Below are 13,894 nucleotides of genomic sequence, written 5' to 3'. Positions count from 1 at the left end.
GCGGGCGGGGCCCGCGCGGCCGCCGGGGCGGGCTGCGGGATGGACGACGGCGGGGCCGGCTGCGGCTCCGGCGCCGGAGGCGCGGGCTGCGGAGCGGGGGCGGCCTGCGGAGCGGGCTGCTCGGCGGGCGTGGCGGCTCCCGCGCCCGACCCCGACTCGTCGATGACCGCCAGTTCGGCGCCGACCTCGACGGTTTCGTCCTCAGCCACGACGATCCTGGTGAGCACGCCGCCTGAGGGCGAGGGGATCTCGGTGTCCACCTTGTCGGTGGATACCTCGAGGAGCGGCTCGTCGGCCTCGACGCGCTCGCCCTCCTTCTTCAGCCAACGGGTGACAGTGCCCTCGGTGACGCTCTCGCCGAGCTGGGGCATCGTTACGGAGACCGGCATCAGTGATTCTTCTCTCGCGTTTCCTGGGTTTCGCGGGCTTCGGTTAGTTGTGCACGTGGAGCGGCTTGCCGGCCAGTGCCAGCATCGCCTCGCCGACGGCCTCGGACTGCGTGGGGTGGGCGTGGATGAGCTGGGCCACCTCGCTGGGCAGCGCCTCCCAGTTGTAGATCAACTGCCCTTCGGTCACCAGCTCGCCGATCCGGCGCCCGACCATGTGGACGCCGAGCACGGGACCGTCCTGCTGCGCGATGATCTTGACCGCCCCCTGGGTCTGGAGGATCTGGCTCTTGGGATTTCCCGCCAGGTCGTACGTGGTCTCGACGATATCGATGCCGCGCTCCCGGGCCTTCGCCGAGGTGATGCCCACCGAGGCGACCTCGGGGTCGGAGTAGGTGATCCGCGGCACGCCGTCGTAGTCGATCGGCACCGGGCCGAGGCCCGCGATGTGCTCGGCGACGAGGATGCCCTCGGCGAACCCGGCGTGCGCGAGCTGCAGGGTCGGGATCAGGTCGCCGACCGCGTAGACGCCCGGGACGCCGGTGCGGCAGAACTCGTCGACCACGACGGCGCCCCGCTCGATCCGGACCCCGGCCTCCTCGTAGCCGAGACCGGCCACGACGGGGCCGCGGCCGACGGCCACGAGCAGCAGTTCGGCGTCGAGGGTCTTGCCACCCTCAAGGGTGACGACCACGCCGGTGTCGGTGACCTTGACGCCCTCGAACCGGGTGCCCAGCTCGTAGCGGATGCCGCGGCGGCGGAAGGCCCGCTCCAGCGCCTTGGAGCTCGACTCCTCCTCCAGCGGCAGCAGGTGCGGCAGCGCCTCCACGATGGTGACCTCGGCGCCGAACGAGCGCCACAGGCTCGCGAACTCGACGCCGATCACGCCGCCGCCCAGCACGACCACAGAGGCGGGCACGCGGTCGAGCCTGAGCGCGTGGTCGCTGCTGATGACGCGCCCGCCGTCGATCCGCAGGCCGGGCAGCGACCTGGGCTCGGAGCCGGTGGCCAGCACCACGTTGGCGCCCTGGTAGGTCTCGGACCCCACGGTGACCCGGCCGGGGCCGGCCAGGCGGCCCTCGCCCTCGACGATGGTGACGCCCTTGCTCTTCAGCAGGCCCTGCACGCCCTTCCAGGCCCTGGTGACGATCTTGTCGCGGAAGCCGTGGACGCCCTCGATGTCGATGCCCTCGAAGCGGGCCCGGACGCCGAAGGCCGCGGCCTCGCGGGTCTCGTCGGCGACCTCGGCCGCGTGCAGGAACGTCTTGGTGGGGATGCACCCGCGATGCAGGCAGGTGCCGCCGATCTTGTCCTTCTCGATCAGCACGACCTTGCTGCCCAGCTCGGCCGCCCGCAGGGCGCAGGCGTAACCTCCGCTGCCACCGCCCAGGACGACGAGGTCGTAGTCGTGCGGGCTGCCTTCAGCCACGGGTTAGCTCCTTGTCGGATCGGTCTGCCGCCGAGGCCAGGTGGGTGGCCGTCCTCGGCAATGGCATCTTTTCACTTGTCCCCGCCGGGCGTGACCCGGATCGGGGTCGGCCTGGGGTCAGCGGGCGTATCGCTCGGCGATGCCGACCAGGGTGCGCGTGATCGCGCCGGTGCCGCCCTTGGGCGTGTAGCCGTGCGGCTCGCCCTTGTTGTAGGCGGGTCCGGCGATGTCCAGGTGCGCCCACGCCACGCCGTCGGGCACGAACTCGCGCAGGAAGATCCCGGCGGCGAGCATCGCGCCCCAGCGCTCGGGCTGGAGGTTGGCGATGTCGGCCACGGCGGAGTCGAGGCCCTTGCGGAGCTCCTCGGGCAGCGGCATGCCCCAGGCGGCCTCGCCCTGCGCGGCGGCGATCCGCACGACCTCTTCGCGCAGGTCGTCGTCGTTGGCCATGACCCCGGCGGTGCGCCAGCCCAGCGCCACGATCTGCGCGCCGGTGAGGGTGGCCACGTCGACGATGAGGTCGGGGTCGTCCTGCGCGGCGCGGGCGATGCCGTCGATGAGGACCAGGCGGCCCTCGGCGTCGGTGTCGAGCACCTCGACGGTCTTGCCGTTGTAGCTGGTGAACACGTCGGAGGGACGCTGGGCGGTGCCGCTCGGCATGTTCTCGGCCAGGCAGAGGTATCCGACCACGTTGACGGGCAGGCCCAGCCTGGCGACGGCGAGAACGGCCCCGAGGACCGCGCCCGCGCCTCCCATGTCGGATTTCATCCAGTCCATCGAGGCGGACGGCTTGAGCGACAGGCCGCCGGAGTCGAAGGTGATGCCCTTGCCGACGAACGCGACGGTCTTGGTGGCGCCGGGGCCGGCGTAGCCGAGACGCACCAGGCGGGGCGGGCGGGCGGAGCCCTGCCCGACGGCGACGATGCCGCCGTAGCCGCCCTCGCGCAGCGCCTTCTCGTCGAGGACCTCGATGGTCAGGCCGTTGTCGGTGGCGATCTGCTCGGCGATCTCGGCGAAGCGGGCGGGCCACAGGTCGGACGGCGGGGTGTTGACCAGGTCGCGCACCAGGCCGACGGACTCGGCCACGACTCCTGCGCGCTCGACGGCCTCGGCGGCGCCGTCGGCGGCGCTCAGCACCGTCAGCTCGGCGACGGGGGCGGTCTGGTCGCCGGTGGTGCGGTACTTGGTGAAGGCATAGGCCCCGAGCAGGCCGCCCAGGGCCACCGCGTGCGCGTGCGCGGCGGTGGCGGCGGGCAGCGCGAGCGCGACGCGGGCCGTGCCCGCCAGGGCGCGTACGGCCACGCCCGCGGCGCGGCGCAGGGTCTCGGGGTCGTAGCCGCCGTCGCCGGGCTCCTCGCCCAGACCGGTCACGACCAGCAGCGGCGCGGGAAGCGCGCCGAACGTCGGGATCTTGGTGGTCTCGCCCGCCGTGCCCTTGGCGCCCAGTGCGGCCAGCGTGGCGGCCAGTGTGCCGCCCAGAGCCGTGTCGAGCCCCTCGGCTCCGGGCGCGGGGCGAGGCCCGTCGGCTCCGGAGTGGATGCCGACGACCAGTGCGTCGGTGTCGAGCGAGACGGAATCGGTTGAGTTCAGCCGCACAGTGGTCACGTAGGCCGATGCTAGCTGTGCTCGCACGATACGCATAAACGAGGGTTCGTCCGACCTATTCGTGTCTCCCCGGTGAGATGTCGCCGCCCGCCTAATGGTGCTAATATAACTAGCATCATGTTACTCACTTTGGACATGCACGACCCGCGTCCGCTGCACGATCAGGTGGCCGGGGCGATCAGGCGGGCCATCGCCGAGGGCTCCTACGCCCCCGGCGAACGGCTGCCGCCCGCCCGCGACATCGCGGCGGCGCTGGGGATCAACGCCAACACCGTGCTGCGGGCCTTGCGCGACCTGCGCGACGAGGGGCTGCTGGAGTTCCGCCGGGGGCGCGGGGTCAGCGTCCTCGCCGGCCCGGGCGGCGCCGACGGGCGCGCCGCGCTCGTCCAGCGGGCCCGCGACCTGCTCGCCGAGGGCGAGCGCCACGGCTACGGCCGAGCGGAGATCATCGAACTCATCGAGGGACTGCCATGACCGCACCACCGTCCTCCTCCTCCTCTTCCTCCACCACCGGCGGCGGCGAGCACGCCGCCTTCACCCGGCGCGTGGTCGCGACCGTCGCCTCCTGGTACGCGACCGTGACCGCCGTGCTCGTCGTGGTGCCGCTGCTGCTGCGCGACCGGCTGCCCGACCCCCTGGCGATGCACTGGGGGCCGTCCGGCGCGCCCGACCAGTCCGCCTCCTTCACGACGGTGCTCATCGTCCCGCTCGTCCTCTGGCACGTCCTGTGGGGCGTCCTGGCGGGGCTCGCCGTGTTCAACACCCGGCTCGCGCGCCGCCGGGCGACGCGGATCATGCTGGGCGCGGGCCTGGCGGCGTCCGGGGCGTTCGTCGTGGGCATGCAGGCGCTGACGCTGCTCGCCAATCTGGATCGGGACGACTGGCGGCAGGCGGCGCACATCGGCCCCGCCGTGCTCCTGGCCATCGTCGTGGCGGCCGTCGCGGGCTGGCTGGGGGCGACGGCCGCCAGGCCCGGCCCCGACGAGAACCCAGCCCGCGACGCGGCGGGACCGGCGCCCACCGTGCGGCTGCGCCCGGGCGAGCGCGGGGTATGGGTGTCCTCGGCGACGAACCAGGGCACGATGCTCCTGGCCTTCGCGTTCGGCGCGCTCACCGTTCCGGTGGCGGTGCTCGCCCTGATCGGCCTGCCGGGCTACGTGTGGGCGATCGCGGGCCTGTTCGCGCTGATCGGCCTGGCCGGGGCCGCGCTGAGCTCGGTGCGCGCCCAGGTGACCGAGGCGGGGCTGGCCGTGGCGTTCGGCCCCTGGCGGCGGCCCGTGCGGCGCTACCCGCTCGCCACGATCGAGAGCGCCCGCGCCGAGACGCGTCAGCCGCACACCGTCGGCGGCTGGGGATACCGGGGGCTGCCCGGCGCGGCCACCATCATGGTCAGGGGCGGCGACTGCCTGGTGGTCACCTTCGTCTCGGGCCGGGAACTGGGCATCAGCGTGGACGACGCCGCGCGCGGCGCGGGGCTGCTCAACACGCTGCGCGCCGAACGGGCCGCGTCGTGATCCTGGCGCGCGATCAGGTGAGGGCCGCGCACACCAGCAGCGCGGCCGTAGCCGTGACTTCCACCAGCGCGCCGAGCACGTCACCGGTCACGCCGCCGAGGCGGTTCACGGCCCGCCGCCCGACCGCCCAGGCGGCGGCGAGCCCGGCGAGCGCGGCCACCGGCAGCACCAGCATGAGCGGGAACGGGCCGGGCGTCCGCTCCAGGCCCTCCACCGGGAAGGGCAGCCCGTCCAAGAGGCCGGGGGACGGGTCGATGTACAGCAAACCGGGTTCGAGGTCGTTCGCGGACACCCCGCTCCACGGCGGGGAGAACGGGCCGAGCCAGCACAGATCGGACATCAGCCCGAGGAAGGCGAGCCCGCCCAGCGACAGGACGGCGGTGCCGATCGCCGCCCACGGCCCGACGGAGCCCGCCACCAGCGCGCCCAGCCCTTCCGGCCGCGCGGCGGGCACGCCACGGCGGCACGCCAGGGTGATCGCCAGGCGGCCGCTCACGCACGCCGTGATCAGCGCCACCGCGCCCACGGCGGTGGCGAGCAGCGCGGCCCCCTGAAGCAGCAGGACCAGGCACAGCGTCACCACCCCGAACGGGCCGATGTCGGAGCGCCGCATGACCGTGAGCGCACCCTCAGGCGGCTTGCCGCTGCCCAGGCCGTCGGCCAGGTCGGCCAGGCCGTCCAGGTGCAGCGCCCGGGTCAGCAGCGCCAGCGTGGCCAGCGTGAGCACCGCGGGCAGCAGGCCCGCCCCGAACAGGTGCGTGGACACCGTGTAGGCGACCGCCGCCAGGACACCGACCAGTGCCCCGATGAGAGGCGCGGCCGCCATGCCCCGCCCCGCGACCCTCCGATCGACCTCGACGCGACCGGCGGGTAGCACCGTCAACATGCCGAGGGCGAACCTCAGCCCCGTCCACGCGCCCTGTTCTCTGGACATGACGGCAGATGCTAGTGCCGCCCCCCGACAACATCGGAGGGGCCTCAGACGGGCAGGGGGACGGGGCGGCCCGCCACCACCAGGCACGTCTCCTCGGACTCGCGGGTGAGGGCCTGGTTGAGGGCGCCGAGGGCGTCGCGGAAGAGACGGCCGCTGCGGGTCGCGGGGACCACTCCGAGGCCGGTCTCGTCGGAGACCGCGACCAGCCGTGCCGGGGTCCGCCGCCAGGACGACACCAGTTCGGCGCACCGGACGCGCACCCCGTCGTCGGCCCCGGGGGCGTCGTCCCAGGCGCCGCACTCGCCGAGCACGGCGGCGAGCCAGGTGCCGATGCCGTCGATCAGCAGCGCCGTACCGGCCGTGGCGGCGTCGAGGAGCGCGGGGAGGTCGGTGGTCTCGGCGGTGTCCCAGTGCGGCGGACGGCGCCGCCGGTGCGCGTCGATCCTGGCCAGCCAGTCGGCGTCGCCGCCTGAGTCGCCGGTCGCGACGTAGGTGACGTGCGGCTCGGCGGCCAGCCGTAGTTCGGCCTCCGCCGACTTGCCCGACCGGGCCCCGCCGAGCAGCAGGGTCCGGCGCGCGGGCCGGGGGAGAGGCGGCAGGGAACGGCCGGTGTCCAGCACCGCGCCGTCGGGTACGGCGTGCGCGCCCCACAGCCGCGCCCGCCGCGCCAGCTCCGCCTCAGAGGCGACCCGGTGATCGATCCACGCCGCGACCACCGTCGTCTCCGGGCCCGCCGCGCCCGCGCGGCGCAGCGCCCCGAGCCGGGAGGGATCTTCCAGCAGGTCCATCACGACCACGTCGAACGGCGCGCCGGGCGAACCGGCGGATACATCCCCCGGGACGAGCAGACGCCCGCCGCCGGGGGAGACGATCTCGGCGCCCAGGGTGGTCCGCGTCAGCGTGTGGCCCGGGGGCACGTGGGGGGCCGCCACGGCGTGTGGCGCGGGGGAGGTCAGGCGGAGCACGCCGTCCACGACGAACTCCAGGGGACGGCGGTGCCCGGCGGACACCCGCCCGCACGCCGCGCACGGGCACCCGGCCTCGGGAAACCCTCCCGGCCCTGCCGTCCCTTCGAACTCGACCCTCACCCGCGCCAGCGTACGGACGCCCCCGGCGGTCAGCGGACCCGGGGCCCGCGGCGGGTGAGGAACAGCACCGCCGTGGCCGGCAGCGCCACGACGGCGATCCCGGCGAGGATCAGGGCGAGGCTCGGGCCGCCCGTCTCCGTCTCCGTGTCCGTGGCGGCCCCTGCGGCCGGGACCACGTCACGGCCCGCGTCCTTCTCCCTGGCCGGGTAGGAGTCGATCGCCACCACCTGTCCGGTGCCGTTCACCCGGGGCCGGGCCACGGAGGCGAGGACCTGTATGCCCGTGGCCCCCTCGCCGGTGACGACGCACTTGGTCAGCGGCCCGTCCGGCGGGGTCTCGCCCGGCCAGGCGTCGCCCTGCGCGTCGCCGTAGTCCACGGTGACCGCGACGCGCTTGCTGCCGGAGGCGGCGGTCTGGCCGCCGCAGACGGCCTCGAAGGCCGGGACGTCGCCGCCAGGGGCCTCGGCCGCGACACCGTCGGACAGCGCCGCGAAGCGCCAGCCGATCGCGGAGCCGTCGGCGGGGACCGTGTCACCTGCCGGTTTCTGCGCGGTCAGCCAGGCGGTGCCGTCGCTCTCCCAGAAGCTCCAGGCGCGCGGAGCGTCAGGATCGGGCGCGCCGGGAACGGGGCCGGTCGCGGCCGACGTGGCGACCGGGGAGAGCGGGACGAGGAGACAGACGAGCGCGCAGACGAGAGGGAGCATGCGCGATCCGGAGAATCGGGTAGAGGATGGGACGTGGTGAAACCTGGGCAGCATGATGGCCTCCATGCTCCTGGGACTCATGAAACGAATGGGCGGAGGTGTGTCACGAAATGCGTCGGGGATGGCTCGGTATAGGGTTCGCCGAGCGATCGAGGGTGCACCCGCCAAACCCGCGAAAAGGAGCGTATGGCATGGTGTGGCGCTGGCGTTATGAAAACGCGAATGGTGGCGAGGTAACCGAGCGGGTTCTTCCGCGCGAATTGTTCCAGAGTCAGGCCGACGCGGAGTCGTGGCTCGGTGAGAACTGGAGTGAGCTGCTGGAACTCGGCGTGGAGCGGGTGACCCTGCTGGAGGAGGACCGCGTCGAATACGCCGGAATGTCATTGCGCCCCGAGTGACGCGAAAAACCCCTTGAGAAACTCCCGTGCCGGAGTTTCTCAAGGGGCCTTTTGGTATCGGTGTTACGGTCGCCGGCTCGGGCTCGCCTGCTCGGCCAGCGCGCCGTCGCGCACGACGTGCGAGCCGAGCACCGAGTCGATGCGCTTGAGCACGTCGGCGTCGAGGCGCACCCCGGCCGCCTTGACGTTCTCGCGGACCTGCTCGGGACGGCTGGCGCCGATGATCGCCGAGGAGACGTTGGGGTTCTGCAGCACCCACGCGACGGCGAGCTGCGCCATGCTCAGGCCGAGGTCGGCCGCGATCGGCCGCAGGTCCTGGATGCTGGCGAGCAGCTCGTCGTTCTCCAGGAAGCGCCCGATGAACCCGCCGCCGAGCTGGTCGGTGGCGCGCGAGCCGCTGGGCGGCGGCTGCCCGGGCAGGTACTTCCCGGTCAGCACTCCCTGGGCGATCGGCGACCACACCACCTGCCCCACGCCCTCCTCCTGGCACAGCGGCACGATGTCCGGCTCGATCACCCGCCACAGCATGGAGTACTGCGGCTGGTTCGACACCAGGCGGTCGAAGCCCATCTCGTCGGCGATCCGGAGGGCGTCGGCGATCTGGCCCGCGGACCACTCGCTGACGCCGATGTAGAGGACCTTGCCCTGGCGTACGAGGTCGTCGAACGTCTTGAGGGTCTCCTCAAGCGGCGTCTCGTGGTCGTACCGGTGGGCCTGGTACAGATCGATGTAGTCGGTCTGCAAGCGCCGCAGCGAGCCGTTGACGGACTCGGTGAGGTGCTTGCGGGAAAGGCCGCGGTCGTTCGGGCCGTCGCCGGTCGGCCAGTAGACCTTGGTGAAGATCTCCAGAGACTCCCGGCGCACGCCCTTCAACGCGCGTCCGAGCACCTCTTCCGCCTTGGTGCGGGCGTACACGTCCGCCGTGTCGAAGGTCGTGATCCCCTCGTCGAGAGCCGCGCGCACGCATTCGCGGGCGGCGTCCTCCTCCACCTGGGAGCCGTGGGTGATCCAGTTGCCGTAACTGATCTCGCTGACCATGAGGCCGCTGCGGCCAAGATGGCGGAATTCCATGCGTCTGACCCTAATAGGAGTAAAGCCAAGATCTGTTTCGGATAGTGTGCGCCTGATGCTGAGGAGGATCTCTTCGATCGCCGCGCGGCCGGGGCCCGCCGTCCTGGCGGTGGTGGGGGCGGCACTGCTGCTGGCCGGGGTGCGCGCGCTGCGCGCGCCCGCCGTACGCCGGGGGCCCGACTCCGTCTCTCCGGGCACGGCGCCCCCCGGTACGGCCGGGCCCGCGCGCCGGTGGCCGCCGGAGCCGGTGCTCGGACGGCCGAGCCCCGAGGATCTCGCCCGCTACGCGCGGCCCGCACGGATGCCGAAGTTCGTCGCCGCCGTGGAGACGGCGGCGGCCGGGAGGTCGCCCGCCGCGCGCCGCCCGGTGGTGCGCCGGGGTGTGCTCGCGATGTCCGTGGGGCTCGTGGTGTTCGCGGCGATGGCGTTCGAGGAGTCCGTCTTCCACAAGGATCCGGTCGTCTCGCGGACCATCCAAACGGAGGTCGGCGAGGATTGGGAGTGCTCCGAGTCGCGGCGGGGCAACCTGGAATACCTGCACGGCCTCGACGATCGGAACGAAACGGGCAGCGGCGCTCTTTACATCGAGTGCGACGGGATCGCACCGCCGCTGGGGCCGCCCGTCCGGGTAGAGGACGCCGGCCGGCCGAGCGAGGAGCCCACGGTCCCGTCGACGCCCACCGAGGCGGCCGTGGCCGGATGCGCCCCGGCGCGCGCGGAGCCCGATGTACGCCCGGTCGGTCCCGCCATGCGGCGCGCGGTCGGCCGCCAGTGGCGGCGCATCGAGGGCTGGCTGCGGGAGAACGCCCCGAAGACGTACCGCACCCTGCGAAAGCCCGCCTCGCCCCGCCTGGTCGCCGCGGCCGAGGCGCGGATGGGCGTGCGCTTCCCCGACGACCTGCGGGCGTCGCTGCTGCGGCACAACGGGGCGGCCGAGCCTTTCGGCGCCGGATTCGGCCTGCTGGGCGGCACCGCCCTGGGCGCACGGGACATCCTGCGCAAGTGGCGGGTCAACTGCGCGGTGTTCGCCGGTCAGGGGACCCCAGGGGATCCGCGCGGCGGATGGTGGGACGGGCGGCACATTCCGGTCGCGAGCCACGAGAACGGCGACCTGGTGATCGTCGACTCCGCCGACGGCGGGATCGGGTTCTCCGACCGCGTGACGGGCCTGCGCTTCGGCGACGGCCCGCCGTCGTATCGGGCGCTGCTCAAGCGGACCGCCGACGCCCTGCGCGACGGCGGGACCGTGGCGGGCTGGCGGCCCGTGGCCAGGAACGGCGCGCTGGAATGGGACCACGCGGCGGCGGGCTGAACGCCCGCCCGCCGCGCTATCTGCTCTTCTTCGGCGGCGCCGGCTTGCCGCCGGGCAGGAACATCGGCGGCGGGAAGCGCAGCTTGCGGATCTGCAGCGCGCGCATGGCCGCGTAGAAGCCCACGCCGCGGAGGCTCTCGTCGGGGAACTTGGCGGCGGCGAGCCGCTTGACCTTCCACGACACCCAGATCGAGGTGAACAGGACGCCGACCATCATGATCGGCCAGCCCACGGTGATGACGGCCATGTAGATGACCTGCTTCAGGTCGCCCTGGAACGGGAGCATCGTCGCCAGCAGGATGATCACCGAGAACGGCAGGAAGTACTGGCTCACGATGCGCCGGGAGTCGACCCAGTCGCGGGCGAACCTGCGCACCTGGCCGCGGTCGCGGGCCGGGAGGTACTTCTCCTCGCCGCGCATCATGCCCTCGCGGGCGCGCACGCGCTCGGAGTTCTGCCGCTCGCGGAGCTGGCGGTAGGCCTCCTTGCGGTTGGCCGGTGCGGTCACCGGCCTGCGCCGGTCCTTTTCCGCCTCGCTACGCTTGCGCGTCGGCCGTCCCTTGCCCTGGGGCTTAGGATCAGAAGAGGAGTTGTCGTTGGCGGGGACGGGGGACTCGTCCACGTCCTGCTGGGTGCGGCGTCGGAACACGATGTCAGCCTACCGGGACTGCAACTTAATGACGCCCCCGCGCGTTATGCGTAGGGTAATCCCAAGGCGGCTCCGTTGGGGGCGTACGAGCGGGGAGACCCGAGGCAGAAGTTAAGAAGGGGACGGCCAACGCGCATGAGCGTGATGAAGAGACTTTCCATGATCTTCAAGTCCAAGGCCAACAAGGCCCTGGACAAGATGGAAGATCCGCGCGAGACCCTTGACTACTCCTACCAGCGGCAGCTTGAGCTGCTGCAGAAGGTGCGCAGAGGCGTCGCCGACGTCGCCACTTCGCGCAAGCGGGTCGAGTTGCAGATCAACCAGCTCGAACAGCAGGGCAGCCGGCTTGAGGACCAGGGGCGCAAGGCGCTGGCGGCGGGCCGGGAAGACCTCGCCCGCGAGGCGCTGACCCGCCGTAACGGCCTGCAGACGCAGATCGCCGACCTGCGGCTGCAGCACAACAACCTGCAGGCCGAGGAGGAGAAGCTGACCACGGCCTCCCACCGGTTGCAGGCCAAGGTCGACGCCTTCCGCACGAAGAAGGAGACCATCAAGGCCACCTACACCGCGGCCGAGGCGCAGACCCGCATCAACGAGGCGTTCTCCGGCATCTCCGAGGAGATGGGCGACGTCGGCCTCGCGATCCAGCGGGCCGAGGACAAGACCGCGCAGATGCAGGCCCGCGCGGGCGCCATCGACGAGCTGCTGGCCAGCGGCGCGCTGGAAGACTTCACCGGTCAGCGCGACGACATCCAGGCCGAGCTCGACCGGATGGGCGGCGGCAGCGATGTCGAGCTGGAACTCCAGCGCATGAAGGCGGAACTGGGCCAGGGGCCCGCGCCGCGTGACGCGATCGGGCCGGGGCAGCCCGGCGGCCAGCAGCAGCCTCAGCCCCAGCAGGCGCCCTCGCAGCACACCCAGCAGTACCAGGGCCAGCCGTACCGGCAGCCGGGGGAGGGTGCATGATCGTCCGCATCATGGGAGAGGGCCAGATCGAAGTGGCGCCCGCCGACATCGGCGTGCTCAACACCCTCGACGGCGAACTGGAGGCGGCGATCGAGTCGGGCGACGAGTCCGTCTTCCGTACCCGGCTCCACGCCCTCCTCGACAAGGTCCGGGAGGTCGGCAAGTCCCTTCCCGACAACAGCCTCGAACCTTCCGAGCTGATCCTCCCGCCGTCCGACGCCTCCATGGAGGAGGTCCGCGAGATGCTGGGGGATGAGGGCCTGATCCCCGGCTGAGCCCGTTGGGGACACGCCGTATCGAGAGATAGGACACGTCCCTGGCGGCCGGCAGCCTCGGGACCGGCCGTCCGCGCGGGTGGATAGCGTAGTGACATGACACGAACCCGGTTCGCCGCCGACCGGGGCCTGACGGGCCGCATGGTCACGACGGTGTTCCTGATCGGCCTGCTCTACGTCGCCTTCGTCGCGGTTCTCATCGCCTTGGGAATGCGGGCGGTGTCGGTCCTGCTGCTGGCGGTCGTGATCCTGCTGGCCCAGTTCCTGCTCTCCGACAAGATCGCGCTGTTCGCGATGAACGGCCGTGAGGTCACCCCCGAGCAGGCGCCCGAGCTGCACGGCGCCATCGACCGGCTGTGCGCGCTGGCCGACATGCCCAAGCCCAGGGTGGCGATCGCCGACTCCGACGTCCCCAACGCGTTCGCCACCGGCCGCAGCCAGAAGAAGTCCGTGGTCTGCGTGACCACCGGGCTGCTCCGCCGCCTGCGGCCGGACGAGCTGGAGGGCGTGCTCGCGCATGAGATGTCCCACGTCGCCCACCGCGACGTGGTGGTGATGACCATCGCCTCCTTCCTCGGCGTCGTGGCCGGGCTGATGACGCGGTTCGCGCTCTACAGCGGGCTCGCCCGCGGCCGCGACAGCCGGGGCGGCCCGCCCATCGGCCTGATCATCCTGCTCGTCTCCGGGGTGGTCTACGCGCTGAGCTTCGTGCTCACCCGCGCCCTGTCCCGCTACCGCGAGCTCGCCGCCGACCGCGCCGCCGCGCTGCTCACCCAGCGCCCGTCCGCACTGGCCAGCGCGCTGACCAAGGTGAGCGGCGAGATGGGCCGCATCCCGACGCGCGACCTGCGCCAGGCCGAGCCGTTCAACGCGTTCTTCTTCGCGCCAGCCCTGTCGTCGAAGACGAGCCTGGCGGCGCTGCTGTCCACGCACCCGCCGCTGGAACGCCGGCTCGAACAGCTCGCGCGGATCTCGGCGCAGCTCGGCAAGGAGGCCTGAGATGGGGTGGCTCGACGCCCTGCTGGGGCGCAGCAAGCCCAAGAAGCCCGACCTCGACGCGCTGTTCGCGCTGCCGTCCGCGGCGGTCACCCTCCAGGCGGCGACCGGGCTCACCCCGACCGGCGCCGGGTCGGTGGCCTTCCGCGCGGCGGAGGGCGGCGCGTTCGCCACCCTGGAGCGCGACGCCAGGGCGCTGCTCGGCGAGGGCGTGGAGCAGTCCACCGACCCGTACGGGTTCACCTGGCTGCTGCTGCGCCGCGACCCCGGCGACGTGGCCTCACTGGTCACCGAGCTGCACGCGGTCAACGCCACGCTGGAGGGCGCCGGGTTCGGGCCGTCGCTGCTGTGCTCGATGGTGTCGTTCGCGGGCGACGACGGCCGGCGGCTCGCGCTGGTCTACCTCTACAAGCGCGGCACCTTCTACCCTTTCGCCCCGCTGCCCGGCGAGCACCGGGACAACGCGCTGGAAGTCCAGGTCCGCGCCGCCGTCTCGGGCGAGCTGAGGTTCGAGGAAGATCTCGGGCGCTGGTTCCCCGTCTGGGGCGCTCCGGGGCTTTGAGCCCG

At 72.7% G+C, this 13,894-nt stretch carries 16 protein-coding genes; 8 read left to right on the top strand and 8 right to left on the bottom strand.

Features of this window, described 5'->3' with window-relative positions; genetic code table 11:
- The 3 genes from P3X83_RS38570 to P3X83_RS38560 form a co-directional block, all read right to left on the bottom strand.
- On the bottom strand, window positions 1-389 hold a 389-nt coding region (locus P3X83_RS38570), incomplete at its 3' end, for a biotin/lipoyl-containing protein (RefSeq protein WP_346742784.1).
- A 43-nt stretch (window positions 390-432) separates the two neighbouring features.
- Window positions 433-1,815: a dihydrolipoyl dehydrogenase gene (gene lpdA, locus P3X83_RS38565; RefSeq protein ID WP_277310338.1), complete on the bottom strand. Its 1,383-nt coding sequence runs from the start codon at window positions 1,813-1,815 to the stop codon at window positions 433-435.
- A gap of 117 nt (window positions 1,816-1,932) precedes the next feature.
- Window positions 1,933-3,456: a leucyl aminopeptidase gene (locus P3X83_RS38560; RefSeq protein WP_277310337.1), complete on the bottom strand. Its 1,524-nt coding sequence runs from the start codon at window positions 3,454-3,456 to the stop codon at window positions 1,933-1,935.
- A gap of 81 nt (window positions 3,457-3,537) precedes the next feature.
- Between P3X83_RS38560 and P3X83_RS38555 the strand changes: the two genes are divergently transcribed.
- A complete protein-coding gene (locus tag P3X83_RS38555) occupies window positions 3,538-3,894 on the top strand; it encodes a GntR family transcriptional regulator (RefSeq protein ID WP_277310336.1) in 357 nt (118 codons plus the stop codon).
- Window positions 3,891-4,934: a DUF1648 domain-containing protein gene (locus P3X83_RS38550; protein WP_277310335.1), complete on the top strand. Its 1,044-nt coding sequence runs from the start codon at window positions 3,891-3,893 to the stop codon at window positions 4,932-4,934. The genes P3X83_RS38555 and P3X83_RS38550 overlap by 4 nt, the downstream gene beginning before the upstream one ends.
- Window positions 4,935-4,947: 13 nt before the next feature.
- Here P3X83_RS38550 and P3X83_RS38545 read toward each other — a convergent pair whose 3' ends face one another.
- The 3 genes from P3X83_RS38545 to P3X83_RS38535 are packed head-to-tail and all read right to left on the bottom strand — an operon-like array spanning window position 4,948 to window position 7,660.
- Window positions 4,948-5,868 (bottom strand): adenosylcobinamide-GDP ribazoletransferase, encoded by a 921-nt coding sequence (locus P3X83_RS38545; protein ID WP_277310334.1) that lies wholly within the window; start codon window positions 5,866-5,868, stop codon window positions 4,948-4,950.
- Between the two features lie 44 nt (window positions 5,869-5,912).
- The gene (locus tag P3X83_RS38540; RefSeq protein ID WP_277310333.1) at window positions 5,913-6,956 is read right to left on the bottom strand and encodes a bifunctional adenosylcobinamide kinase/adenosylcobinamide-phosphate guanylyltransferase; all 1,044 of its coding nucleotides are present in this window, start codon (window positions 6,954-6,956) and stop codon (window positions 5,913-5,915) included.
- 29 nt (window positions 6,957-6,985) lie between these two features.
- A complete protein-coding gene (locus P3X83_RS38535) occupies window positions 6,986-7,660 on the bottom strand; it encodes an SCO2322 family protein (RefSeq protein ID WP_277310332.1) in 675 nt (224 codons plus the stop codon).
- 191 nt (window positions 7,661-7,851) lie between these two features.
- On the opposite strand from P3X83_RS38535, the gene P3X83_RS38530 reads away from it, so the two are divergent.
- Window positions 7,852-8,058, top strand: a complete 207-nt coding sequence (locus P3X83_RS38530) for a hypothetical protein (protein WP_277310331.1) — start codon at window positions 7,852-7,854, stop codon at window positions 8,056-8,058.
- 63 nt (window positions 8,059-8,121) lie between these two features.
- On the opposite strand, the gene P3X83_RS38525 is transcribed toward P3X83_RS38530, so the two are convergent.
- On the bottom strand, window positions 8,122-9,129 hold the full coding sequence (locus P3X83_RS38525) for an aldo/keto reductase family protein (protein ID WP_277310330.1): 1,008 nt from the start codon (window positions 9,127-9,129) through the stop codon (window positions 8,122-8,124).
- 55 nt (window positions 9,130-9,184) lie between these two features.
- Between P3X83_RS38525 and P3X83_RS38520 the strand changes: the two genes are divergently transcribed.
- The gene (locus tag P3X83_RS38520; protein WP_277310329.1) at window positions 9,185-10,441 is read left to right on the top strand and encodes an SMI1/KNR4 family protein; all 1,257 of its coding nucleotides are present in this window, start codon (window positions 9,185-9,187) and stop codon (window positions 10,439-10,441) included.
- A 16-nt stretch (window positions 10,442-10,457) separates the two neighbouring features.
- Here P3X83_RS38520 and P3X83_RS38515 read toward each other — a convergent pair whose 3' ends face one another.
- Window positions 10,458-11,090 (bottom strand): DUF3043 domain-containing protein, encoded by a 633-nt coding sequence (locus P3X83_RS38515; RefSeq protein ID WP_277310328.1) that lies wholly within the window; start codon window positions 11,088-11,090, stop codon window positions 10,458-10,460.
- A gap of 135 nt (window positions 11,091-11,225) precedes the next feature.
- Here P3X83_RS38515 and P3X83_RS38510 point away from each other — a divergent pair, with 135 nt between their 5' ends.
- The 4 genes from P3X83_RS38510 to P3X83_RS38495 all read left to right on the top strand — a co-directional run bounded on the left by P3X83_RS38510 (window position 11,226) and on the right by P3X83_RS38495 (window position 13,889).
- Window positions 11,226-12,056, top strand: a complete 831-nt coding sequence (locus tag P3X83_RS38510; protein WP_277310327.1) for a PspA/IM30 family protein — start codon at window positions 11,226-11,228, stop codon at window positions 12,054-12,056.
- Window positions 12,053-12,331 (top strand): hypothetical protein, encoded by a 279-nt coding sequence (locus P3X83_RS38505; protein ID WP_277310326.1) that lies wholly within the window; start codon window positions 12,053-12,055, stop codon window positions 12,329-12,331. Before P3X83_RS38510 ends, P3X83_RS38505 begins: the two co-directional genes overlap by 4 nt.
- Before the next feature lie 96 nt (window positions 12,332-12,427).
- The gene (htpX, locus tag P3X83_RS38500; RefSeq protein ID WP_277310325.1) at window positions 12,428-13,330 is read left to right on the top strand and encodes a zinc metalloprotease HtpX; all 903 of its coding nucleotides are present in this window, start codon (window positions 12,428-12,430) and stop codon (window positions 13,328-13,330) included.
- A gap of 1 nt (window position 13,331) precedes the next feature.
- A complete protein-coding gene (locus P3X83_RS38495) occupies window positions 13,332-13,889 on the top strand; it encodes a hypothetical protein (protein WP_277310324.1) in 558 nt (185 codons plus the stop codon).
- Window positions 13,890-13,894 lie beyond the last annotated feature (5 nt).

The sequence above is a fragment of the Spongiactinospora sp. TRM90649 genome (assembly GCF_029382225.1).
In the GTDB taxonomy this organism is placed as follows: Bacteria; Actinomycetota; Actinomycetes; order Streptosporangiales; family Streptosporangiaceae; genus Spongiactinospora.
The sequence above is the reverse complement of the archived record's forward strand: the minus strand, read 5'-3'. Positions and strand labels throughout refer to the sequence as shown.

Bases quoted from the DNA above. Each gene is read 5' to 3' on its own strand.
- P3X83_RS38560 (WP_277310337.1), bottom strand. From the start codon at position 3,456: ATGCGTATCGTGCGAGCACAGCTAGCATCGGCCTACGTGACCACTGTG.
- P3X83_RS38555 (WP_277310336.1), top strand. From the start codon at position 3,538: ATGTTACTCACTTTGGACATGCACGACCCGCGTCCGCTGCACGATCAG.
- P3X83_RS38550 (WP_277310335.1), top strand. From the start codon at position 3,891: ATGACCGCACCACCGTCCTCCTCCTCCTCTTCCTCCACCACCGGCGGC.
- P3X83_RS38545 (WP_277310334.1), bottom strand. From the start codon at position 5,868: ATGTCCAGAGAACAGGGCGCGTGGACGGGGCTGAGGTTCGCCCTCGGC.
- P3X83_RS38535 (WP_277310332.1), bottom strand. From the start codon at position 7,660: ATGCTCCCTCTCGTCTGCGCGCTCGTCTGTCTCCTCGTCCCGCTCTCC.
- P3X83_RS38530 (WP_277310331.1), top strand. From the start codon at position 7,852: ATGGTGTGGCGCTGGCGTTATGAAAACGCGAATGGTGGCGAGGTAACC.
- P3X83_RS38525 (WP_277310330.1), bottom strand. From the start codon at position 9,129: ATGGAATTCCGCCATCTTGGCCGCAGCGGCCTCATGGTCAGCGAGATC.
- P3X83_RS38520 (WP_277310329.1), top strand. From the start codon at position 9,185: ATGCTGAGGAGGATCTCTTCGATCGCCGCGCGGCCGGGGCCCGCCGTC.
- P3X83_RS38510 (WP_277310327.1), top strand. From the start codon at position 11,226: ATGAGCGTGATGAAGAGACTTTCCATGATCTTCAAGTCCAAGGCCAAC.
- P3X83_RS38505 (WP_277310326.1), top strand. From the start codon at position 12,053: ATGATCGTCCGCATCATGGGAGAGGGCCAGATCGAAGTGGCGCCCGCC.
- htpX (WP_277310325.1), top strand. From the start codon at position 12,428: ATGACACGAACCCGGTTCGCCGCCGACCGGGGCCTGACGGGCCGCATG.
- P3X83_RS38495 (WP_277310324.1), top strand. From the start codon at position 13,332: ATGGGGTGGCTCGACGCCCTGCTGGGGCGCAGCAAGCCCAAGAAGCCC.